Annotated in this window: 20 protein-coding genes; 8 read left to right on the top strand and 12 right to left on the bottom strand. The window is 68.4% G+C overall.

Annotated features, from left to right (window positions below; genetic code table 11):
* Positions 1–46: 46 nt before the first annotated feature.
* The 4 genes from ACTWQN_RS12190 to ACTWQN_RS12175 form a co-directional block, all read right to left on the bottom strand.
* On the bottom strand, positions 47–772 hold the full coding sequence (locus ACTWQN_RS12190; RefSeq protein WP_443203526.1) for an ABC transporter permease: 726 nt from the start codon (positions 770–772) through the stop codon (positions 47–49).
* Positions 769–1,704, bottom strand: a complete 936-nt coding sequence (locus ACTWQN_RS12185; RefSeq protein WP_443203525.1) for an ABC transporter ATP-binding protein — start codon at positions 1,702–1,704, stop codon at positions 769–771. Before ACTWQN_RS12185 ends, ACTWQN_RS12190 begins: the two co-directional genes overlap by 4 nt.
* A gap of 167 nt (positions 1,705–1,871) precedes the next feature.
* Positions 1,872–2,675: an HAD family hydrolase gene (locus ACTWQN_RS12180; RefSeq protein WP_443203524.1), complete on the bottom strand. Its 804-nt coding sequence runs from the start codon at positions 2,673–2,675 to the stop codon at positions 1,872–1,874.
* Positions 2,676–2,723: 48 nt separating this feature from the next.
* Positions 2,724–3,380: a response regulator gene (locus ACTWQN_RS12175; protein WP_443203523.1), complete on the bottom strand. Its 657-nt coding sequence runs from the start codon at positions 3,378–3,380 to the stop codon at positions 2,724–2,726.
* A 364-nt stretch (positions 3,381–3,744) separates the two neighbouring features.
* Here ACTWQN_RS12175 and ACTWQN_RS12170 point away from each other — a divergent pair, with 364 nt between their 5' ends.
* The 3 genes from ACTWQN_RS12170 (at position 3,745) to ACTWQN_RS12160 (ending at position 7,716) form a co-directional block, all read left to right on the top strand.
* Entirely contained in the window at positions 3,745–5,292 is a 1,548-nt protein-coding gene (locus tag ACTWQN_RS12170) for a dynamin family protein (RefSeq protein ID WP_443203522.1), read from the top strand.
* A 128-nt stretch (positions 5,293–5,420) separates the two neighbouring features.
* Positions 5,421–5,759: a nucleotide exchange factor GrpE gene (gene grpE / locus ACTWQN_RS12165; RefSeq protein WP_443203775.1), complete on the top strand. Its 339-nt coding sequence runs from the start codon at positions 5,421–5,423 to the stop codon at positions 5,757–5,759.
* A gap of 100 nt (positions 5,760–5,859) precedes the next feature.
* Positions 5,860–7,716 carry a dynamin family protein gene (locus ACTWQN_RS12160; RefSeq protein ID WP_443203521.1) on the top strand — a complete coding sequence of 619 codons (1,857 nt, stop codon included), beginning with the start codon at positions 5,860–5,862 and terminating at the stop codon, positions 7,714–7,716.
* 64 nt (positions 7,717–7,780) lie between these two features.
* Here the strand turns inward: ACTWQN_RS12160 and ACTWQN_RS12155 are convergent, their stop codons facing one another.
* Both ACTWQN_RS12155 and ACTWQN_RS12150 read right to left on the bottom strand, forming a co-directional pair.
* Positions 7,781–8,023 (bottom strand): DUF397 domain-containing protein, encoded by a 243-nt coding sequence (locus ACTWQN_RS12155; protein ID WP_443203520.1) that lies wholly within the window; start codon positions 8,021–8,023, stop codon positions 7,781–7,783.
* A gap of 9 nt (positions 8,024–8,032) precedes the next feature.
* Complete coding sequence (locus ACTWQN_RS12150; RefSeq protein WP_443203519.1) at positions 8,033–8,869, bottom strand: helix-turn-helix domain-containing protein; 837 nt, start codon at positions 8,867–8,869, stop codon at positions 8,033–8,035.
* A 99-nt stretch (positions 8,870–8,968) separates the two neighbouring features.
* Between ACTWQN_RS12150 and ACTWQN_RS12145 the strand changes: the two genes are divergently transcribed.
* The 4 genes from ACTWQN_RS12145 to ACTWQN_RS12130 all read left to right on the top strand — a co-directional run bounded on the left by ACTWQN_RS12145 (position 8,969) and on the right by ACTWQN_RS12130 (position 13,056).
* The gene (locus ACTWQN_RS12145) at positions 8,969–9,193 is read left to right on the top strand and encodes a hypothetical protein (RefSeq protein ID WP_443203518.1); all 225 of its coding nucleotides are present in this window, start codon (positions 8,969–8,971) and stop codon (positions 9,191–9,193) included.
* Positions 9,194–9,424: 231 nt separating this feature from the next.
* Complete coding sequence (locus ACTWQN_RS12140) at positions 9,425–10,201, top strand: DUF6802 family protein (protein WP_443203517.1); 777 nt, start codon at positions 9,425–9,427, stop codon at positions 10,199–10,201.
* Between the two features lie 561 nt (positions 10,202–10,762).
* Positions 10,763–12,577, top strand: a complete 1,815-nt coding sequence (locus ACTWQN_RS12135) for a phosphoenolpyruvate carboxykinase (GTP) (protein ID WP_443203516.1) — start codon at positions 10,763–10,765, stop codon at positions 12,575–12,577.
* Positions 12,578–12,891: 314 nt separating this feature from the next.
* Positions 12,892–13,056: a hypothetical protein gene (locus ACTWQN_RS12130; protein WP_443203515.1), complete on the top strand. Its 165-nt coding sequence runs from the start codon at positions 12,892–12,894 to the stop codon at positions 13,054–13,056.
* 96 nt (positions 13,057–13,152) lie between these two features.
* On the opposite strand, the gene ACTWQN_RS12125 is transcribed toward ACTWQN_RS12130, so the two are convergent.
* The 4 genes from ACTWQN_RS12125 to ACTWQN_RS12110 all read right to left on the bottom strand — a co-directional run bounded on the left by ACTWQN_RS12125 (position 13,153) and on the right by ACTWQN_RS12110 (position 17,945).
* On the bottom strand, positions 13,153–14,781 hold the full coding sequence (locus ACTWQN_RS12125) for an alpha/beta hydrolase (protein WP_443203514.1): 1,629 nt from the start codon (positions 14,779–14,781) through the stop codon (positions 13,153–13,155).
* 118 nt (positions 14,782–14,899) lie between these two features.
* On the bottom strand, positions 14,900–15,739 hold the full coding sequence (locus ACTWQN_RS12120; protein WP_443203513.1) for a carbohydrate ABC transporter permease: 840 nt from the start codon (positions 15,737–15,739) through the stop codon (positions 14,900–14,902).
* Positions 15,739–16,605 (bottom strand): carbohydrate ABC transporter permease, encoded by an 867-nt coding sequence (locus ACTWQN_RS12115; protein ID WP_443203512.1) that lies wholly within the window; start codon positions 16,603–16,605, stop codon positions 15,739–15,741. The genes ACTWQN_RS12120 and ACTWQN_RS12115 overlap by 1 nt, the downstream gene beginning before the upstream one ends.
* Positions 16,605–17,945 carry an extracellular solute-binding protein gene (locus ACTWQN_RS12110; protein ID WP_443203511.1) on the bottom strand — a complete coding sequence of 447 codons (1,341 nt, stop codon included), beginning with the start codon at positions 17,943–17,945 and terminating at the stop codon, positions 16,605–16,607. Before ACTWQN_RS12110 ends, ACTWQN_RS12115 begins: the two co-directional genes overlap by 1 nt.
* Before the next feature lie 121 nt (positions 17,946–18,066).
* Here ACTWQN_RS12110 and ACTWQN_RS12105 point away from each other — a divergent pair, with 121 nt between their 5' ends.
* Positions 18,067–19,281, top strand: a complete 1,215-nt coding sequence (locus ACTWQN_RS12105; protein WP_443203510.1) for an ROK family transcriptional regulator — start codon at positions 18,067–18,069, stop codon at positions 19,279–19,281.
* 127 nt (positions 19,282–19,408) lie between these two features.
* Here ACTWQN_RS12105 and ACTWQN_RS12100 read toward each other — a convergent pair whose 3' ends face one another.
* Both ACTWQN_RS12100 and ACTWQN_RS12095 read right to left on the bottom strand, forming a co-directional pair.
* Positions 19,409–20,269: an SGNH/GDSL hydrolase family protein gene (locus ACTWQN_RS12100; protein ID WP_443203509.1), complete on the bottom strand. Its 861-nt coding sequence runs from the start codon at positions 20,267–20,269 to the stop codon at positions 19,409–19,411.
* A 143-nt stretch (positions 20,270–20,412) separates the two neighbouring features.
* The gene (locus tag ACTWQN_RS12095) at positions 20,413–22,686 is read right to left on the bottom strand and encodes an oxidoreductase (protein WP_443203508.1); all 2,274 of its coding nucleotides are present in this window, start codon (positions 22,684–22,686) and stop codon (positions 20,413–20,415) included.
* Between the last annotated feature and the right edge of the window lie 329 nt (positions 22,687–23,015).

Genomic DNA, 23,015 nt, shown 5'->3' with positions numbered 1-23,015 from the left:
TCCCCAAGTTGATCATGAAATCCTCCTCAAGATCAATTCGTGCTGGTCAGGCATCCCGCCGCCGAACGATGATCAACGCGATCAACCACAGCCCCACCGAGAGGGCGGCGAAATAACCCAGCGAGCCCCACGGGCCCAACGGCATGTCGCCGACCCCGTCGACACCGCTGAGGAAGTGGTTGGCGACGATGAACGGCAGCCACTTCTGCACATCCGCGCCGATCCCCGGGATCAAGCTGACCAGGTTCTCCCCCAGCAGCGACCAGATCAGCAGCAGGGTCACCGCCCCGGCGGTCTGCCGCAGCATGGTGCCGACCGCGACCGCCAGCACCGCGCCGATGGCGAACACCACGCCGACCCCGGCGACCTGGCGCCACGCATCGAGCGTGCCGAGCGCGAGATCGGCGTTGGGCACCAGCACCTGCGCCACACCCCAGGAGCCGAACGCGGCCACCTCGCCGATCAGCAGCGCCACCACCGCGACGACCACCGTCTTGGCCAGCAGCACGGTGCCCCGGTTCGGCACGGCCTGGAAGGTCGCCCGGATCGTGCCGAAGCGGTACTCGGTGGTGATCGACAACGCGGCCAGCACCAGCACCACCATCAGACCGAACTGGTACCCGATCTGCGTCGTCTGCAACGAGATCCGGTCGTCGAGCTGGGACGCGTACAGCGCGGTGAACCCGATGGTGATCGCCATCGCCAGGAAGGTGCACCACCACGGCGAGCGGGTGGAGAAGAGCTTGATGCGTTCAACGGCGAGCAAGGTCATCGGGCCACCCCCGAGTCGGCCAGCGCGACGGCACCGGTCTGGTATTCCACGGCATTGCCGGTCAGCTGGATGAACGCATCTTCCAGCGAACCGCGCTGCGCGGTGAGTTCGTGCAGGACTATCCCGTGCTGCGCGGCGAGTTCACCGACCTGCTCGGTGGTGACATCATCGATCACCAGGGCGTCCCCGACGGTGGACCGCACCTTCATCCCCCGCGAACCCAGCGCCTGCTGCAACTGCGCCGCGCCCGGCGAACGCACCAGCACCGCTTGGCTACCAGCGTTGTCGACGAACTGCTGGGTGCTGCACTGCGCGATGAGCTCGCCGCGGCCGATCACCACCAGTTCTTGGGCTGTCAGGGCCATCTCGGACAGCAGGTGGCTGGAGACGAAGACGGTGCGCCCCTTTTCGGCCAAGCCCTGCATGAACCGCCGGATCCAGTGGATGCCCTCCGGGTCCAGGCCGTTCACCGGCTCGTCGAACAGCAGGATCTGCGGGTCGCCGAGCAGCGCGGCGGCGATGCCGAGCCGTTGCGACATGCCCAGCGAGAACCCGCCCGCCCTGCGGCGCGCGACCTCTTCCAAGCCGACCAGGCCGAGCACCTCGTCGACCCGCTTCGCCGGGATCCCGTTGGACTTGGCCATCCACAGCAGGTGGGTGCGCGCCGATCGGTTGGGATGCACCCATTTCGCGTCGAGCAGCGCGCCCACGGTCCGCAGCGGGTGCTTCAGCTCGTGGTAGCGCTTGCCGTCGATGCGCACCTCGCCCGACGTCGGCCGGTCCAGGCCGAGGATCATGCGCATGGTGGTGGACTTACCCGCGCCGTTGGGGCCCAGAAAGCCCGTTACCCGGCCGGGTTTCACGTTGAACGTCAGGTCGTGCACCGCGACTTTCGAGCCGTAGCGCTTGGTGAGGCCGGTCGCCTCGATCATGATCACTCCTGTTACCGCCGACTGCCGCGGCCCCCGGTCGGGCCACCAGGTCAGCCTGCGCGTTCTGGCAGGGCGTCGACATCATCCCGGCGTATGGACTTCGATCAGCTTCGAGTCGTAGTGAACCCGACCGAGAGGATGACCGCCTCGGGGTTATCCCGGAGTTCTCACCTGAACCAGCGGTCCAGGACTACCGCCAGACCGTCCTCGGAAACCGGCCCGGTGACCTCGTCGGCGGCGGCGCGCACCTCTTCCGGCGCCTGCCCCATGGCGACGCCGTGCGCCGCCCACCGCAGCATCTGGATGTCGTTGTCGCCGTCACCGGCGGCGAAGGTGTCCTCGCTGGCGATGCCGAGTTCGGCGCGCAGCTTCTCCAGCGCCGAGCCTTTCGTCACGCCCTCGGGCACGACGGTGACCAGCGGTTCGTAGTGGTCCAGGGTGATGGTGCAGGACGGCAGGTCGAGATCGCCCAGCGCCTCGAAGACCTCGGCGGGCTCGTGGTCCACCCAGTGCGCGATCAACCGGGGCACCGGTTCGCCGACCAGCTCGTCCAGCGAAGCCAGTTGCTGCGGTCCGTGCAGTTCGTGCTCCTGGAACTTCGTGGTCACCAGGTTGCCGACGCCGATCTGCTCGGCGGCGAAGCTGGCGCCCGGCAGCCGAATCGCGAGTTCGGCGAGCACCTGGGCCGAGTCGAAGGTCGCCACCGACAGCGGCTCCCGGGCGGCCACGTCCATCAGCACCGCGCCGTTGGAGCAAAGCGCGAAGCCGCTGGTCAGTTCGAGTGCGTCGAGGATCCCCACGGTGCCGAGCATGGCGCGGCCGGTCGCCACGACGACCTGGCTGCCCGCCTCGATCGCGCGGTGCACCGCTGCCTTGACCACCTCGGAGATCTGCTGGGTGTCCGGATCGAGCAGGGTTCCGTCGACGTCGACAGCGATGAGGCGGGGCTTCCACGCGGCGTCGGTCACCATCGCAGGTTAGCCGCCGATCGTGGTGTTGTGGCTGGTTGGAGGCATATTTCACGCTTCGCCGGGTTTGACCAGGCCGGTCTCGTAGGCCAGCACCACCGCCTGCACCCGATCCCTTATGTCCAATTTGGACAGAATGCGGCCGAGGTGGGTTTTCACGGTGGCCTCGGACAGGAACAACTTGCCCGCGATCTCGGAGTTCGACAGCCCTTTCGCGACCAGCACCAGCACTTCCCGCTCCCGGCCGGTCAGCACCTCCAGCACCGAGGCGTCCCGCAGCTGCCCGCCGCGCTCACCCAGGAACCGGTCGAGCAGCCGCTTGGTCACGCTGGGTGCGACCACCGCGTCTCCGCTGGCCACCGACCGCACCGCGGTGACCAGGCTCTCCGGCGGGGTGTCCTTGAGCAGGAATCCGCTGGCCCCGTTGCGCAGTGCGGACAGCGCGTACTCGTCCAGATCGAAAGTGGTCATCACCAGGACTTTCGCACTGTTCGCCGTGACGATCCGGCGGGTCGCCTCGACGCCGTCGAGAACCGGCATCCGGACGTCCATCAGCACCACGTCGGGGTGCAACCGCGCGGCGAGCTCGACCGCGTCCGAACCGTTGCCGGCCTCGCCGACGACCTCCAGGTCATCCTGCGCGTCGAGCACCATCCGGAACCCCATGCGCATCAGTTCCTGGTCGTCCACCAGCAGCACGCGAACCATGGCGCACACCCTATCCAGGCGAGGCCTTCGAACTCGCTGCCTGAACCCACGCCAGGCGCCGCGCTTCGAATCGGATCGCCCGCAGGCCTCGCACCAGCCAATATCACTTCTGCGACCCGACTTATCGCAGCTGCGTGGCAGGATGTAGCGCGCAGCGAACGGACGGGAGGGCTGAGGTGCCCAGGCCAGCGGCGGAGCCGCCTCTCCAGCAGGCCCGCGACCGGGTTCTTCGGACGCCAACTCGGCAAGACCGTCCCGACGGGGTGCGCGCGCAGTGCATCATGTCGGGATCGATGGCGTCCGCGGTTCGGCTACCCGCACCGCTGCGCAAGATGCACCGCAAACTCCCCTGGAAAGGTCGGCGTTGAGTACGGCAACCGAGCAGCAGCACTGGCCCGGCCCGTTGTCGGCTGCGGTCGCCCGGTTGTGCACGGGATTGCAGTCGCAGGTCTCCGAGCGGACCGCGGTCGGGTTCGCCGAGGTGCTGCGCAGGTTGTCGGCGCCGCTGCAGGTGGCCGTCGCGGGCCGGATCAAGTCGGGCAAGTCCACACTGGTCAACGCGCTGATCGGGCGACGCGTGGCGCCCACCGATGTCGGCGAGTGCACCCGGCTGGTGACCCGCTTCCAGTACGGCACGGTGGACCGCGTCGAAGTCATCTTCCACGACGGCAAGAAGCAGGCCGTGCCGTTCGACGCCGACGGCGGCATCCCCGCCGATCTGGGCGTGGACATCGACCAGGTCTCACATCTGGAGGCCTACCTGACCAATGCGGTGCTGCGCGATCTGACGGTGATCGACACCCCCGGGCTCGGTTCGCTGGACGCCGCTTCCGTGGCGCGCACCGAAGAACTGCTGGGCACCCGGCAGGAAGCCGAGAACTCCGACGACGAACTGGATCCGGTGTCGCGCAACGCGGTCGCCGGGGCCGAGGCCGTGGTCTACGTGGTGACGCAAGGGGTTCGCGCCGACGACGAACAGGCGCTGGCCGCGTTCACCGCGGCCACCGCCAGCCGGGAAGCCGGGCCGGTAAACGCGATCGCGGTGCTGAACAAGGCCGACACCATCGAGCCGAGCTCCGTCGAGGACTCCGGCGGTGACGTGTGGAAGGCCGCCTCACTGCTGGCGGAGCAGCAGTCGCAGCTGCTCAAGCCCAAGGTCGCCGATGTGCTGCCGTTGATCGGCCTGCTCGCCGAGACCGCGGAATCCGGCGAGTTCACCGCTGCCGACGCGGAGGCGCTGCGCGGCCTGGCCCAGCTCGACGAGGCGACCCGCGAAACCCTGCTGATGTCGGCGGACCTGTTCACCAGCTGGGAATGCGACGTCCCGGCCGGTACCCGCAGCCGCCTGCTGGAGCGGATGGACCTCTACGGGATCCGGCGCGCGCTGGAGGCGATCGACGCCGACCCGGAGATCACCGCGGGTGCGCTGCGGCGGCGACTGCTGGATTCCTCCGGCCTGGCCTCGGTGTTGAACCGGCTGGAGACGGTGTTCCGCGCCCGAGCCGACGGCATCAAGGCGGCGGCCGCGCTGGCCTCGGTGACGGCGCTCGCGCAAGCCTCCGGCGATCAGGGCGAACGGCAACGGGTGCACGACGCGATCGAAGTGCTGCTGGCCAAGCCGGAGGCGCACCAGCTGCGGGTGCTGGAGGCGTTGACGCTGGTCGCGGCCGGGGCGGTGGCGATGCCCAGCGATCTGGCCGAGGAAGTGATGCGGGTCGGCAGCAGTACCGATGTCGCCGCGCAGCTCGGCCTGCCGGGTCGGCACCGCGGGGAACTGACCGACTACGCGTTGGAGCGGGCGAACTGGTGGCGCTCGTTCTCGTCGTTCGGTGCCACGCCCGCGCAGAGCCGCATCGCGCACGTGGTGCACCGGGCGTACTTCCTGATCTGGCAGCAGTTGCGGTCCGGGTGATGGCGGTGCGCAGTTGGCGACGTCGGCAGAAATCACCCGAAAGTGGAACCGGTGGGGTGCCCGCCGCGTCCGATCCGGACGAGGGCACCGAGGTGACCCCGGATGCTGACGCGGAGTTGGGGACCTACATGACCGTCATGACCAGCGATACCGTCACCGATCCGCTCGACCGCGCGCTGGCCGAGCGCGCCACGCTGATCCAGCTGTGCATGTACGCGATGGACCGGGCCCGCAGCGCGGGCGTGGTGGAGCGGTTGTCCGAGGGCCTCAGCGACATCGGGGTCGCCGCGCTGCGTCCGGACGGCACCCGATTCGACCCGGCGCACCACGAGGCCGGTGGCACCGTGCCCACCGACGATCCGACGCTGGACGGCGTGATCGCCGAGACCGAGGTGCTCGGCTTCGCCGACCGGGACCGCGTGCTGCGCGCCCCGGTGGTGACCGTCTACCAGCTGCGGACGCAGTGAAAAGCCTTCCGGTGGCGATTCGGTTCGGGGACAATTCGCAGATTCGGTCGGGCCCGGGGTTCCGCCGCGCACAACGGGTTCGGAGAGGAGCGGGGCGCACATGACGCCGACTGCACCGGCCGCGGTCGCCGCGGCCCTGCCGCAGCAGGTCAAGCAGACCAGGGACAAGCTGCTCGCGCTGCTGCGGGAGGCCGATCCGAGTGCCGCGGAGTGGGTCGAGCAGGTTCGGCGCAGCCGTCCGGGCACGCCCAGCGTGGTCGTGGTCGGGGAGACCAATCGCGGTAAGAGTTCGCTGGTCAACGCCCTGCTCGGACACCCAGGACTGTCCCCTGTGGACGCTTCGGTGGCCACCGCGACGTACCTGCAGTTCGAGCACGGCGAGCAGTGGGCGGCGCACGCCTGCTACCCCGGCCAGCAGGATCCGGTGCCCTTCGACCTGGCCGAACTGCCGAACTGGGTGGGCGCGGGCCGCGAACTGCCCGAGGGGCAGCTGCCGCCGCGCTACGTGCGCATCTCGGCGCCGCTGGACGAGCTGGCCAGGGTGACCGTGGTGGACACCCCCGGCGTCGGCGGGCTGGACGCCCTGCACGGCGAACTCGCGATGGAAGCGGCGGCTTCGGCCACGGCCCTGCTGTTCGTCGTCGACGCATCCGCCCCGTTCACCCGCGGCGAGCTGGACTTCCTGCACAAGGTCGGCGAACGCGTCGAGACCGTGGTGTTCGCGCTGGCCAAGACCGACCAGCACCGGGGCTGGCGGCAGGTCCTGGAAGACGACCGGAAACTGCTGGTCGAGCACGCGCCGCGGTTCGCCGACGTGCCGATCTTCCCGGTATCGGCGCGGATGCTGGAGCTGGCCGCGAAGGCACCCAGCGAGCAGGCCGGGAACATGCTGCGCGAGAAGTCCGGCATCACCGAACTGCGCACCGAACTGGAACGGCTCATCGGCGGCCGGTCGATGATGCTCGGCGAGGCCAACACGATGCGCGCACTGTCCAGTGTGCTCGGTGAGCTGGTGGCGAAGCTGACGGCCGAGAAGCGCGCCCTGACCGTCGGCGAGGACGAGGCGGAGTCGCTGCGCGCCCGCCGCGACGAGCTGTCCACCGCGCGGCGCTCGTCGACCCGCGGCTGGCAGGTCAAGCTGCGCGGCGAAATCCAACGCACCCGCGTCGAGACCAGCCACGAGGTGACCCGCCAGGTGCGGGAGGTGCAGAACTGGTTCCGCCGGGCCATCGACGGTGCCGACCGCAACCAGCTCACCGAACTGCCCCGGCAGGTCGACGTGGCGCTGCAGATGGCTTCGACCCGGGTCGCGGCGATGCTGTCCGGACGGCTGGCCACGGTCGCCGAGCAGTCGTTGAAGGAGCTGTTCTCCGCCGAGGAACTGGACGTGATCCGCTCGCAGTTCGCCCGCGGCGTGCAGGCGCCGATCGCGCTGCGGCCACCGGACAAGCGGCCGCCGACCGCCGAGGACAAGCTGCTGGTGTTCATGGGTGTCTCCGGTGGGCTCGGCGTCGGCCGCGCGGCCGCGTTGCCGTTGGCCGGGCTGGGCATCGCGGCGCTGAACCCGGTGGTGCTGCCGGTGACGATCGTGCTCGGGCTCGGCGCGGGCTGGTGGATGGCCCGAACCCGCAAGCACGCGGCGGACAAGCAGCACCTCAAGCAGTGGTTGACCGACGCCATCGCGGACGCCCGCTCGGCGCTCGACCAGCTGGTCGCGGAGCAGTTGATCGAGGCCGAGCAGCAGCTGTCGCTGGCCCTCGACGATGCCTTGACCAGGAGGATCGAAGCGATCGAGGGGGAGCTGCGGGAGGTCGACAAGGCGCTGAAGATGGACGCCGCCGAACGCAGCCGCGAACTCCAAACGGTCAACCGCCGCCTGACCGACGCATCAGCGGGCCGCGAACGCGCGGAGAACCTCCTCGGCAACATCCGCAACCTCCGCGACACCGCCGCCTGACCCGATCAGGCGAGGAGTGAAGGGCACCTTTGACCGGCATAGTCGGTCAAAGGTGCCCTTCACCTCAGGACTTCGGCGTGTCGAAGCGGTCGGAGCGGACAGCGGTGAGGAATGCGCGCCACTGCTGCTGATCGACGGCTAACAAGCCGCCAGCACGATCCTTGGTGTCGCGGACCCCCACAGCGTCGACACCCAGGCCGACCTCGACGCAACTCGTCTGCACACCCGAATGACCTGACTTGCGCCAGCCGATCTCGACGCAGTTGCTGCTTGGGCCGCTGTAACTCGACTTGCGCCAGATTTCCATGAGTGCCAATCACTTTCGCGCGTACTTGTTGAGCAGGTCGAGACTCTCGGACTCCGTCAGCGCACGACTCCGCAAATCCTCAAAGACCGCGCTGAGCTCTGAGGTTAGTTCGCGATCGTGGCTCAGATGACCACCAACAGCGTGCTCTTGGTAGACCGCGGCAGGCCAGGTATCGGGCGGAAAGTCGAGCAGCACGAACGCGCCTGTCATCGACTTGTGCAACCCCTTGTCGAACGGGAGTACCTGCACGGACACGTTCGACTGCTTCGACATCCGGACCAGGTGCGCGAACTGATCGCCTGCGATCGCTTCCTCGTGCGCGCATCGGGCCAACGCGGCCTCGGAAATCACCGAGACGAACTCAAGCGGCGACTCGGCTGTCAGCCTCTCCTGGCGTTTCAAGCGCAACGCGACCTGGCGCTCCACGTCTTCGGGCGCAGTGATGTGGCTTCCCAATTCGTGGATCGCACGGGCATAGGCGGCGGTGTGCAGCAATCCTGGCAGGATCTCGATTTCGAATGTGCGGATCCTGGTCGCGTCGGTCTCCAGGCCAACGTAGTCCTGGAACCAGCTCGGTAGGCGGTAGGTCGACCACCAGCCTCGGTTGCGGGCTTCCGCGCGGGTCTCTTCCAGGAGCTCGCGGCGCTGCTCCGGCAGTCCATAGTGGTCCATCAGGACTTTGAGCTCTGCCTTTGACGGGGCTGTTCGTCCGTTCTCCATGTGGCGGACCTTGGCCGTGGAGCAGCCCAACAGGTTGGCGATGTCGTCTGCCGTGAGGTTCTGGGCGTTCCGCAGCTTGCGGAGCTCTGCTCCCAAGGTCTTGCGGCGCATGGTCGGACTGGCCATGGCCGAAGCCTAGCCGCGCCACATGATCACTCAACTGTGCGATGTCGAATCTGATCGATAAGAAATATCGTTAAGGCAGATCGATCAGGAGGAGGCGAGATGTTCGTTGCGGCTGGGGTGGATTGGTTTTGGCGGCCCGTTGGGGTTGGGCGGCACGGGTTCGACGTGGCCGCGAAGCGGGCTGCGCCGCATGCGGCGGTGACCTCGTTCTGCGGAGTCGAGGTCGAGGCGTGGCAGGTGCAGCGGTTGCCGCCGGAGATCGAGTGGATCTCCGAGGACACCTGCATGGACTGCTGGCACCAGATCTCGACCCGATGGTCGTGAGTGGGAAAGCGCGTTAGAACCGGCTTTCGCACTCACGACCCCTGACCTCGTCCGGCCGTTGTCCCTCCCCGGGCCGGACGACATGGTGGCCGGGCGCTTCGCACCCCCGCCCCGGCGCCCGGCCACCCATCCCGAGCGCGGACTGCGACGAGGGCCTTCAGTTGCGGAACCGGTGGGCTCTACCCTGCGTCGTAATGGTTGCAAGGTGACCGGCGGCGAGGGGTTGCGGACGTGTACATCGAGGAGACCGGCGCGGGGGACGGTGACATCAAGGTCACCGTAGAAGGCGAGGAGTACACCGCCGAGGCCAACTACGACCTCGACGGTGACGGCGTGGACGACACCGTCACCGTGCTCACCGATGACGGCTACGTGGCCTACATCGACGAGAACGCCGACGGCCAGGCCGACGTGATGCAGTCGATCGACGCCGACGGCATGGTGGTCGAGCAGGCCCGCTTCGACCCCGGGACCGGCAAGTGGACCGGCGAAGCACCCGATCAGCACCCGGGCGGCGCCGACCCGCAGGACCAGGGCCAGTCGATGGTCATCGACACCCCGCAGGGCGACATGCAGGTCGGCCCGGCCACCGAGGACACCAACTCCGACGGCATCGCCGACACCGCCGTCGTCGAGACCGAGGCGGGCGGCACCATGCTGGTCACCGACGTGGACGGGGACGGTGCGGCGGATCAGGTCGTGGAGATCAGCCAGACCGGCGACGTGACGATCTCGCACCACACCGGCGACGGGCAGTGGACCGTGGTCGAGCAGGGCAAGATGACCGACGACGGGCAGTACGCGCCGAACCCGGCGACCGGTGCGACCGACGACGCGACCTGGACCTTCGACGACGCGGCCCAGCCGCACGCGGCAACCGCCGAGGTCAGCGACCGGCATGGCGCTGATCAGCACGGCGCCGATCAGCAGGGCACCGGCCAGCAGGGCGGTGGGCGCGGCGGCGCGGCCTCGGCAGGCAAGCCCGACTCCGACGAAGCCTGGAGCTGACGTCTCGACTTGTGCAGCGGGCGCGGCGATTTCGCGCGAAATCGCCGCGCACTCCCCACGAGAGGCGCCGCTTTCGCGCGAAATCGCCAACAAAAGGTGTCCGGGCACAGGCTCAGGCACCGGGCGTGGGGCCCGTGCTCGAACCTGCCTCGGGGCGAAGCGGGTGAGCGATGACGGCGCCTCAGAACACGGGGACGGGCACGAGTTCTCTTGAATGAACCGCGCGATGAGCAACCGCCATTCGGTTGATGCCCGCGCTTAACGCGGCGTTCGCACAGGTGTCCGGTTCGCCGGAAAATCTGGACCACAGCGATCCCGGGACGGCGGAATTTTCGTCCAGACCACCGATGAGATCGCAACTGAATCGATACCCTTATCGTTCCTGTGAGAGAACGAACAATTCTGATCTCCATTGGGCGCCGCTGTCGCCGTTAGCCTCGATGCATCCCTTTTACCCCTTCGCCCGACCTCCGGGCCGGGCGAAGCTTTCCCTCCAAACGTCGGCGGGCCCCCGTCGGCGCCGAATCCGGGCTGTGGCGCCCAGTCAGGAGACACGACGAGATGACCGCATTGACCATCCCAGGTCTCGACCAGGCACCGACCACACACGAGCGCCTGCTGTCGTGGGTGCGTGAGGTCGCCGAGCTGACCACGCCCGACCAGGTGGTGTGGTGCGACGGTTCGCAGCAGGAATGGCAGCGGCTGACCGATCAGCTCGTCGAGGCGGGCACCTTCGCCCGCCTGGACAAGAAGCCGAACTCCTTCTACGCGGCTTCGGACCCCTCGGACGTGGCGCGTGTCGAGTCGCGGACCTTCATCTGTTCCGTCGACGAGAAGGACGCCGGGGTCACCAACAACTGGATGGACCCGAGCGAGATGAAGGCGACCATGACGGAGCTCTACCGGGGCTGCATGCGTGGTCGCACCATGTACGTGATCCCGTTCTGCATGGGTCCGCTGGACGCCCAGCCGCCGAAGCTGGGCGTGGAGATCACCGATTCCGAGTACGTCGTGGTGTCGATGCACCTCATGACGCGGATGGGCGCGAAGGTCCTGGAGAAGCTGGGCAACGACGGCGAGTTCGTACCCGCGCTGCACTCCGTGGGTGCGCCGTTGGAGCCGGGCCAGCAGGACGTGCCGTGGCCGTGCAACGACATCAAGTACATCAGCCACTTCCCAGAGGAGCGGATGATCTGGAGCTTCGGCTCCGGCTACGGCGGCAACGCGCTGCTGGGCAAGAAGTGCTACTCGCTGCGGATCGCCTCGGCGATGGCCCGCGACGAGGGCTGGCTGGCCGAGCACATGCTGATCCTCAAGCTGATCTCGCCGGAGGAGAAGGTCTACTACGTCGCGGCGGCGTTCCCGTCGGCCTGCGGCAAGACCAACCTGGCGATGCTGCAGCCGACCATCCCGGGCTGGCGGGCCGAGACGCTCGGTGACGACATCGCCTGGATGCGCTTCGGCGAGGACGGGCGGCTGTACGCGGTGAACCCGGAGGCCGGGTTCTTCGGCGTCGCGCCCGGCACCAACTGGAAGACGAACCCGAACGCGATGCGCACCATCGAGCAGGGCAACTCGGTGTTCACCAACGTCGCGCTCACCGACGACGGCGACGTCTGGTGGGAGGGCATGGAAGGCGACCCGCAGCACCTCACCGGCTGGAAGGGTCGCGACTGGACCCCGGAGAGCGGCGAGAACGCCGCGCACCCGAACTCCCGGTACTGCACGCCGATGTCGCAGTGCCCGATCCTGGCACCGGAGTGGGACGACCCGAAGGGCGTGCCGATCTCGGCGATCCTCTTCGGCGGTCGGCGCAAGACCACGGTGCCGCTGGTGAACGAGGCATTCGACTGGCAGCACGGCGTTTTCCTGGGCGCCACGCTGTCGTCGGAGAAGACCGCCGCGGCGGAGGGCAAGGTCGGTGACGTGCGGCGCGACCCGATGGCGATGCTGCCGTTCATCGGCTACAACGTCGGCGACTACTTCCAGCACTGGGTGAACGTCGGCAAGTCCGCCGACGCGGGCAAGTTGCCGCGGATCTTCTACGTGAACTGGTTCCGGCGCGGCGCGGACAACGGCTTCCTGTGGCCGGGCTTCGGGGAGAACTCCCGCGTGCTCAAGTGGATCATCGACCGGCTGGAGGGCAACGCGGCGGCGACCGACACCGCGATCGGCCGGGTGCCGTCGGCCGACGACCTGGAGCTGTCCGGGCTGGACACGCCGAAGGCTGACGTCGACGAGGCGCTGCAGGTCGACGTCGAGGAGTGGAAGGCGGAGCTGCCGCTCATCGATGAGTGGTTCGACACCATCGGCGATGCGCTGCCGAGCTCGATGCGGGACGAGCTGGCTGCGCTGAAACAGCGTCTCGGTCACTGACCGAGCGACCCCCGGACGGGTGGACTTGGCGAAGCTACGTGGGAAGCTTCGCGTCCATCCGTCCGGCTCGGGATCTCTCCGAACTGTGCGCAATCGTGCGGTGTTTCCCCAAGAGAGCTGAAGCTCTTTCGGGGAAACACCGTTTTTGTTTTTCTCGCAGGTGGATCTCCCCAGTCGGAAGGAGTAAATCGGGGAATCGCTAACGATCAGCAACCCGACGGACACTGGTTGCGTCCCAACGAAAGTCCCATTGGAAGTCCCAGTGAGTGTCCAGTGAAAACCGCCCGAAAGGCGCCGATACGAGGGAGTGTGTCATGGCTGATCTGGCCATGTTGGCGTTGTCCCTGATCGCGGTCGCTGCGGTGTTCCTGTCGCTGCGCCGCGAGGATGACGAGACCAGCGAGCAGTCCGAGGCCGGTGAGCTCGACAGCCTTCACCGGGACGAAATCCGGATGCAGGGGAGGGCGCAGCTGAGATGACCGGCAAGAAATCTGCACAGGCCTGCGGGCGGTGAGCGGCACTAGTCCACTCACCGCCCGCAATCTTTTCGCAGCCGTGCCAGGGCCTTTCGCGAATCAGTCGAGCGTGCCCGCCAATTCCTCCAGCACGTCCAGCAAATTCCGGCCGGTCGGCGCGAATCCACGCGCCTGCGCCGGTTCCGGCGCCGGAATGCCCTCGCAGGTCAGATCCCGCCCCGGCACCACACCGTCGACCAGGTACGCCGCGACCGCGTCGTCCACGCAGGCGTTGCCCATGCCGTAGACCCCGTGGTCGCCCTCGTCGCGCACGCTGATCAGGCGGGAGCCCTGGAACTCCCGGTGGGCGATCTCCGCGCCTTCTCGGGCGGTGGCCGGGTCGTTCTCGGACTGCAGCATCAGCACCGGCGGCACACCCCTGCCCGTGGGCGTCCGCAGGTCGACCGCCGGGCGATCCCAGTACACGCACGGCTGGACGATCGAGTAGTAGCCGTAGGTCGGGAACTTCCGCCCCTGGATGCCGGAGTGCGCCACCACCGACTCGGGAGTGCCCTGGAAACGCGTGTCGTTGCAGCGGATCGAGTACAGCGTCGCCGCCTGGCTGTCGGCCGGGTCGCTGGCCTGCATCGGCATGGTGCGGGCGCGCGCCCGGACGAGCGGCTGGACCGCCTGGCCGGTGCCGTCCCGCAGCGCCGCGAGGGTGCTGCCGAGGTTCGGGAACGCGAACTTCGAGTACATGCTCTGCAGCACCAGGGCGTCCAGCGCGTTGTGGTCGACCGGCGGGCCGTCCGGCACGGGCAGCGGATTGGCCTTCAGCGCCGCGCGCAGATCATCCACAGTGGACTGGACCTGCCGCGCATCGGTGCCGAGGTGGTAGTTCGCGTCGTGCGCGGCCAGCCAGGGGAGCACGTCCTCGCGCCAGCGGCGCTCGAACGCCATCGGCTGCCAGCCGAAGACGTCCTGCCAACTCCCGGTGAACTCGGCGTTCGAGTCGAGCACCATCTTGTCCACCGACTGCGGGAAGTAGGTGGCGAAGTAGGCGCCGAGCCAGGTGCCGCCGGAGACCCCGAACCAGCTGATCTTCTCGCGCTGCTCCACCTGCCGGAGCAGGTCGAGGTCGGCCACCGTCTGCTCGGTGGTGACGTAGCGCCCCAGCTCACCGCTGTAGCGCTGGCAGTCGGCGGCGAACTGCCGGTTCACGTCCATCAGCACCTGGATGTTCGCCGGGGTGCGGTCCCGGACGTCCAACTGGGTGGCCGACTGCTGCGGTCCGCAGGAGACGGTGCTGCTGCGGCCGGTGCCGCGCACGTCGATGCCGTAGACGTCGAAGTTGTCCACCATCTCCGGGCGGTTGGTGGCCAGCAGCGCCAGCGGCATTTCCAGACCAGCGCCGCCGGGGCCGCCGGGATTGGTGAACAGCGCGCGGTCGCTGGCGCCGCCAGCGGGCGCCAGCCTGCTCACCGCGATGCTGATTTCCTTGCCACCGCTGGGGTTGTGCCAATCCAGCGGCGCGGTCAGCGTGCCGCACTGGAGCCGTTCGGATCCCGGTGGCAACCCCGGTGGCAGCTCGGGCGGGAAGCACGGCGCCCACTCGATGCGCTGCCCCGCGTACTTCGCCGGAACCTCGAACGGCGGCGCGGGTGCCTGCTGCCCCATGGCGGGCGAAGCGGTGGTCAGCAGCACCCCCAGGGCTGCCGCCACGCCGAATGCGTGCTTGGCGTTGCGCATGCGATCCCCTCTCACTTTGCGCTCATCAAAACTGCCAAGATCATTCGATCAAGTGAGCTCAGGAGGGGGTACTGTCGTCAGTCGCTACTTCCCGTGACAAATGTCAGGAAGTTTCCAGTCAGTGCTTGATGGCTCCGGCGAGGTTGAAGGCACCGCCGAGGGTTCGGGAGACGATCAGGTAGAGGACGATCACCGGGGCCGTGTAGAGGATCGAGTAGGCCGCGAGCTGGCCGTAGGCGATCAGGCCGCCCTGGCCGAAGAAGGTGAACACCCCCACCGAGGCGGGCTGTTTCGTCGGATCCAGCAGCAGGATGAAGGGCACGAAGAAGTTGCCCCAGGCGGTGATGAACGTGAAGATCCCGACCACGCCCATGCCGGGCGTGATCAGCGGCAGCACGATCGAACGCAGCGCCTGCATCCCCGACGCACCGTCCACCCACGCCGCCTCTTCGAGGCTGACCGGCACCCCGTCCATGAAGTTCTTGGTCATCCAGATCGCGATCGGCAGCGAAGTGGCGGCCAGGAACAGCGTGGTGCCGAACATCGAATCGATCAACTCCAACTGCACGAACATGCTGTACACCGGCACCATCACCGCGGTCATCGGCAGACCGGAGGCGAACAGCACCACGTACAGGAACGGCCGCCGGAACCGCAGCTGGTAGCGGGACAGCGGATACGCGCACAACACCGCGGCGACCACCGAGACCAGCGCCGCGCCACCGCTCATCAGCAGTCCGTTCCACAGTGGACGACCGCTGAGCTCCCAGCTCAACACCTGGTCGAAGTTGTCCAGGGTGAACGCGGTGGGCAGCTGCGCGGCCAGCGGCGCGTCCACGTCGAACGCGGCCGTGACCAGCCACAGCAGCGGAGCCAGGAAGACCAGGGCGATGATCCCGAGGATCAGGTGCACCACGGCCGACACCGAACGCCGCCGGGCGGAGGTCACCGAAGCCATCACACCTCATCTCGCAGGCTCTTGGCGTACACCACCGCGAACAGGCCGCCGATCACCAGCAGCACCAGGGAAATCGTGGCACCGTAGCCGATTTCGTCGAGCTCGAAGGCCGAGTCGTACATCAGCAGCGGCAGCGTCTGCGTCGCCGCGTTCGGGCCACCCGCGGTCAGCACGTAGATCAGGGTGAACAGCCCGATGGTCTGCAACGTGATCAGCATCAGGTTGGTCAGCACCGAGCGCCGGATGATCGGCAGCGTGACGTGCCAGAACCGGCGGAACACCCCGGCGCCGTCGACCTCGGCGGCCTCCACCAGGTCGGTGGGCACCTCCGACAGCGATGCCTGGTAGACCAGCATCGAAAACGCCGTGCCCCGCCAGATGTTGCCCAGGATCACGGCCATCATCGGCGCGCTGTAGAGCCAGTCCTGCCCACCGAGCCCGAGCGCGGTCAGCAGGTTGTTCAGCGTGCCGTCGGTGTTGAGGAACGCGTAGATGGCGAAGGCGGCGACGAGTTCCGGCAGCACCCAGGCCGACACCACGATCGTGCCAACCGTGGTGCGCAGCCAGCGGTTGCGGTGCTGGGTCAACACCGCGATCAGCATGCCAAGGCAGTTCTGCCCGATGACCGCCGAACCAGCGGTGAACACCACGGTCAGCCAGACCGAGTGCCACATCGCCGGATCGGCGAACAGCCGCAGGTAGTTCTCCAGCCCGACGAACTCGGGGTTGGTGGCCGCAACGCCGCTGAGCGCGGCATTGGTGAACGAAACGTACCCGCTCCACAGGATCGGCCCGATGACGAACAGGCCGAGCAGCAACAGCGCGGGCGCCATCGGCGCCAACCACCGCCAGACCCGCGCCGTCATCAGCCTGCCCGGGTGTTGGCGGGCTGCACGATGCGCGAAACCTGCTGCGACCACTGGTCGGCGACCTCGCCCGGCGGCCGACCGGCCACCACGTCGAGCACCGACTTCTGGATCTCCTCGGAAACCTTGGGGTATTCCGGCAGCGCGGGCCGGTAGTGCGTGTTGGCCAGCAGGCCGATCCAGAACTGGTTGAGCGGATTCGCCTCGATCACCCGTGGATCCGCGGCGGCGTCGGCGCGGGCCGGGAGGTTGCCGCTGGCCGCCGAGTATTCCACCACGTTGTCCTTGGCCATCGCCTGCTTGATGAACTCGAACGCGTCGTCCTGCTTGGTGCTGGACGCGCTGATCGCCAGCGTCCAGCCGCCGGAGAGGGTGACCGTGCCCGGCGGCTGCCCGTGCTGGGTGGGCATCGGCGTCGCCGACATCATCTGGTGCCAGTCCTGCCAGCCGGAATCCAACCAGTTGCCGGAGGCGAAGCTGCCGTCCAGCCGGATCCCCACCTTGCCCTCGCGGGTCAGGTCATCGCGGAACACCTTGTCGTACTGGGCATCCGCGATCTGCGCCTTGCTCTGCGTCAGGTTTTCCGCCAACGCGGTGGACAGGAAGCCCATCGCATCGGCGAAACCCTTGCTGGGCACCAACCACTTCTTCTGCTGCTCGTCGTAGAGCGTGCCGGTTTCGGTGCCGTACAACAGCATTTCGACGGTCTGCATGCTCACCGACTCGCCCTCGGCCTTGCCGAGCGCGAGGTCCATGGCGATCACGTCCGGGCGCCGCTGCTTGATCTGCCGGGCCGCGTTCAGGACGTCGTCCCAGGTGCGCGGCTGCCATTCGGCGGGCAGCCCGACCTCGGCGAACAGCTGGCGGTTGTACCAGAGGCCGCGGGTGTCGGTGTCCAGCGGCACCCCGTAGATCTTGCCGTCCTCGGCCCGGCCCGCCTGCTTGGTGGTGTCGATGTACTGGTTCCAGTCCGGCCACCGCGCGAGGCGATCGTCCAGCGGTGCCAGATATCCCGCTTCGACGTCGGAGTTCACGTTGAAGCTGTCCTCGTAGAGCACGTCGGGTGCGGTGGACGGGGAGCGCATCCGCAGCTGGAGCTTGGACAGGTACTCGCCCTCCGGTGCCACCACCGGATCGAGCTGAACCGTCTTGCCCGGGTGGGCCTGCTCGTACTGCTGCTTGACGCGCTGCATCCACTGGTCGACCTGCAGCGTGTTGCCGTATCGGTGGTAGGCGACGCTGATCGTGTTCGGATCGTCGGCCGCGCTGCCGCCGCAGGCGGCCAGCGAGATCCCCAACGTCGCGGTGATGAGCACGGACATCGCTTTGCTGCGCTGCATCGCGGTCCCCTCGCCAGCAGTGGTTGCGCCTGACCTGAGATGCGGATCACACTCTGGGCTAGTTAATTCCATTCGATGGAACAAGTCAACGATCTTGTCGTTCCCTCCACGAGGAGCGCCTATGGCGAAAGCGTCCTGGCAGGGCACCAATCTGCCCCGGGTGGGCGGATTCAACCGCGCGGTCGTGCTCGACACGATCCGCCAACACGGTGAAGTCAGCCGCGTCGAACTCGCGCAACGCACCGGGCTGACCGCGCAGACGATGTCCAACATCGTCCGCGCGCTCATCGACGACGGGCTGGTCACCGAGAACGGACACGCCCCGTCCACCGGCGGCAAACGCCGGGTGCTGCTGAAAGTGGTACCGGACGCGTATTCCGCGATCGGCCTGCACCTCGACCCGGAACGGATCACCGGTGTCCTGCTGGACCTGGCGGGCGGGGTCCGGTTGCGCAGTCGGCGCCGCGTCCCCGACGACGCCTCGCCCGAGGCGGTGGCCGTCGCACTGGCCCGCACCAGCCAGCAGTTGGTGCGCCGCTCCGGCATCGCCGACGGCCGGGTGCTCGGCGTCGGGCTCGCGGTGCCCGGACCGCTGGACGCGGCGCACCGCCGGGTGCTCGCACCGCCGAACCTGGCCGGGTGGACGGAAGTCGCGCTGGCCGACATCGTCGAGGAGCGCGCCGGGTTACCGGTGGTGATGGACAACGACGCGACGGCGGCGGCGATCGGCGAGCGCTGGGCGGGTTGCGCCGATCGCGCGGGTTCGTTCGTGTACGTCTACCTCGGTTCCGGGGTGGGTGTCGGGGTGGTGCTCGGCGACCAGGTGCATCGCGGGGTCAGCAACAACGCGGGCGAGATCGGGCACGTGCACAGCGGCGGTGGGCGCGAATGCCATTGCGGGAAGCGGGGATGCCTGGAGGCGTACTGCTCGATGCGCGCGATCGTCGCCGACTGGCGGGCCGCCAGCCGCCAGTCCGACGGCGAATCGGTCGCGGCGGCCTACGAGCGGTTGTGCCGACTGGCGGCCGACGGCGACGCCACCGCGGTGCGGGTGCTGCGGGTGGCGGCGACCCGGTTGGGCCATGCGTTGGCGTCGGTGGTGAGCGTGCTGGACGTCGATCGCGTGGTGCTCGGCGGACCGGCGCTGCGACATGTGGCGGAGCTGGTGCGGTCACGGGTGGCGAAGGTGGTCGAGGCGCAGGTGTGGGCTCCGAAGATCCGGCCGGTGCGGGTGGAAACCGCGCTGATCGGCGAAGACGCCGGTGCGGTCGGTGCGGCGTCACTGGTGCTCGACCACGCCTATTCACCACGCCTGGGCACCCTGCTGGGTTCCTGACCAACTCGTGAGTGCGAAACCCGGCTCCAACCGGCTTTCGCACTCACGACCCCGTTCAGGTGAGGGGTGAAGGGCACCTTCTACCAAGTAAGTTGGCGAAAGGTGCCCTTCACTCAAGACCGGTTGCTCACGAGTGCTTCGGGTGCTGGACGGCCTCGGCGACCGCGTCGCCGAAGGCGCGCATGCCGTTGGCGTTCGGGTGCATCGGGGCCGCCACCGAGGTCGGGATCACACCCTCGAAGTACTTCTCCGCCGGAGCCGCGCAGACGTCGTGGCCCTCGCTCACCGGGCCGAGGTCGACGAACTTCGCGCCGTGCGCCGCCGCGCGTTGCCCGAGCACCGCGCTCAGTCTGTCCACACTGGACTGGATGTAGTCGGCGTCGCGGGACCACAGCGGCTCCTTCGGGTGGCAGCCGCCCGGCTTGAGGTAGGTGCCGTAGCCGACGACCACTATCTCGGCGTTCGGCGCCCGGCGCTCGATCTGGCTGAGCACTTCGTCGAAGCGCGGGGCGAACGCGTTGATGCGCGCCGCCAACTCGTCCCCGCCACCCGCGGTGAACTCGTCCGCGCACGACGAGCCGACCGGCTCCGGAAGCAGGTTGACGCAGGAAACCACCGCTGGCACCAGCTCGACGTCGTTGCCGCCGACGGTGATGGTCACCAGATCGGTGCGGTCGTCGAGCGCGCCGTACTGCGGTGCCAGGATGCCGTGCTGCCGCCCGGCGAAGTCCGCGATCGTCGCACCCGAGCAAGACACGTCGGTCAGCTCCGCGCCGAGCCGTTCGGCGACCACCCTCGGGTAGTTGAGCTTCGAGCGGAAGCAGAGCAGGTTCGGGTCCGGGTTGGGCATCAGCGGCCCGGCGGCCGCGGAGTCCCCCATCGCGACGTAGTCGAACTCGTCGGCCGCATGGGCGGTCGGTGCGAGCACCGCCGCCGTCGCGGCGAGGGCGGAACCGAGTTGGGCGAGACGACCGAGCTGGAATCCCACGCGAAACCTCCTGCGAGAACTGGCACTCCGCCTTGATCTAGCACGCAGAAGTCCGCCAGGGCGCGCAGATTCACCTCCCGATAGAGGGAATTGGGCTCTCCCGCAATCGGCGATCTCGCGCGATCACCAGCGGAGGCAGCCGCTCACAGCTCCCGGCGCAGGGCCCTGGTGATACCGGCGGCCACCGTGGTGGCCAGGATCCAGCCCGCCGCGATGAGCACCACGGTTATCCACTGGGAGCTGCCGTGCGCCTGCCACATCACGTCGTGGCCGAGGTTGATGATCGGCACCAGCTGGTCCACCGTGTACAGGAACGGGTTCCACACCGGGTGGTCCTCGGCGTTGATCGGAGCCAGCTGGTGGTAGTTGAACCAGGTGGTGCCCGCCGCGGTCAGCAGCACTAACCAGATCAGCGCGCGCAGCGGGCGGAAGCCGTAGCTGACGGTGATCAGCTGCAGCATGCTCCACAACCGCACCGGTAATCGGAACGCCGGACGGGTCGCCGCCGCGATCGCCTGGTACCGGCGCCGCTGCTTCTCGATCAGCACCGTCACGGCGTGTTCCTCGTTGCCGTTGCCGCGGAACACCCGCGCCAACTGGTCGTACGGCCCCGGCTGGTACCGGCGGCCGCTGGACCGCAGCCAGCTCAGCCGCTCCAGCACCGCGGTGCTATCGGTCAGCTCGATGGTTTCGGTGAAGTTGTCGTAGGCGAAGTCCTCGACGTCCACCCCGCCGGAGGCCTCCCACAGCGCCGCGTTGTCCGCGAGCAGCTCGCACTGCGCCTGCCGCAGCAGGATCCGGCCCTGCGGCGCCGCTCCCGGTACCAAGGTGAGTTCCTGGACGACCAGGCCGAACGCGTTGATCGCGTTGCGGCTGGAGCCATCGCCGAGCCGAGCGCCCCAGAAGTTCGCCTGCCGCCCGATCTCGGCGCGCCGCAACTGGATCTCGCCTTCCGCGAGGAACGGCCGAGTGCCCTCCGCGCACACCAGGTCGCGGGCGATGCGGGCGGCGCGCAGGTCCACCGAGGACTTGTACGCCAGCCGGTGCCGGTGCCACGCGGGTTTGGTCAGCCGCGCCGAACGCAGATCCAGGTTGGCGCCGATCTGGGCGCCCTGCAGTTGGATCGAGCCGACGATGTCGGCCTCCCGGCAGTCCAGGTTGCTGCCGACCACTAACCGACTGGCCTGCAGCACATCGGTGCGCGGGCCGCGCACCTTCGCGCGGTTGAGCTGGAAGCTGCCGTGCACCCGGACGTCGATCATCCGCACCTGGCCGTGCAGGTCGGCCCGCGACGCCTCCAGGTTGCCGAGGATCTCGGTGCCGTCGATGTGCAGCGCGCGCAGCGGCTGCTCGACCGAGGCCCGCGCGGAACGGGACCAGCCCAGGTCGACGTGCGCGCCGGACATCCGCAGATCGCCGCCGATCCGCGCGCTCACCATCCGGATCGTGCCACCGCTGCGGAAACCCTGGTCGATCTGCACGTCGCCGCGCACATCGCTGCGGTCGGCGACGAGCGTGCTGGTCGGGTCGTCGTGCTGCGACTCGCCACGACGCGGCGGAGCAACACCGGGTTCCAGCACCGCGTCCCGCAACCGCAGGTCGCCCGCGATGTGCGCGCTGGGCATGAAGAGCAGCCCGGCGACGGTGAACGGCCCCCGGTCGAGCGGGTCGACGTCGCAGCGCAGGCTGCCGCCGATCTGGATGCCGTTGGCGTTCAACGCGTATCGGCCGCGGTTGCGCAGCGCGCCGCCGGAGAGGTTGAGGTTGCCGCCGACCTTCGCGCCGGGGATCCGGATCTCCCCGGACACCTGCAGCCGCAGCCCGAGCACCGCGCCGGAGACCGACAGCCGGTCGGCGTAAATCGCGCGGCCACCGGGATTGCGCAGCTCGCTGTCGTTGAGCACCAGCGAACCGCCGAGCTGCGCGTCCGCGAGGTCGATGCCACCGATGCTCGTGCAGTTGCGCAGCAGGGTGTCGTTGCTGGTGTTGAGGTTGCGGGCGTCGAGTCCGGGGAACCGGCAGTGCCAGAGCACCAGTCCGGCGATGGTGGCCTGCCGCAGGTCGGGTGCGTTCTCGAACCGGCAGCGCACGAATTCCAGCAGGTACGGCAGATCCGTGGCGCGCAGGTCCAGTCGGCCGGTGATCACCGCGTTCTCGATGGCGATGACCGGCTGCTGGCCGGTGCGCCGGGAGAACGGCCGCCAGCTGCCGGTTTCTTCCAGCGATTCGACCAGGCGTCGGCTGAGGTATTCGCCGCGGATCTCGCAGTCCTGGTCGTGCTGCTCGGCGTGCACGTCCAGCGGCGGACCGGCGTCCTGGGCGGCGCGATCCGTCCTGCCCTGCCTGAGCAGTTCCTCGAACCGCTGCTCGGCAGCGGTCAGCGGACTGTTGCTGTCCCACGGCTTGACGACCGGCACCCGTGCTCCCGAACTTGTCCAACCCGACGACCCACACGAAAGGTAGTCGATCAACTACCTCTAGAACTCTGACGTGTGATCTCGTTCGGTGGTTGCGACCTGTTCCGGAGTGCACCGAGATGGCCTACTGGCGCATCGTTCCACGTGAAACGGGTCGTGGGGGGGGGCGGGGGGGGGCGCGCGGGCGGGCGGGGGCGCGCGTCGTACCTGCTGGTACACCACTAGGTAGCGCTCCACCATTCCGTCCGCACCGAACTCCGCGCGCGCCGCCGCGCGTGCTTTGGCGGCGTTTCGCGCGGCGGCCTCGGGATCGGCGAGCACTGCGCCGA

It is taken from the genome of Saccharopolyspora antiqui, from assembly GCF_052246905.1.
GTDB lineage: Bacteria > Actinomycetota > Actinomycetes > Mycobacteriales > Pseudonocardiaceae > Saccharopolyspora.
This window is presented reverse-complemented; position numbering and strand designations above follow the sequence as displayed.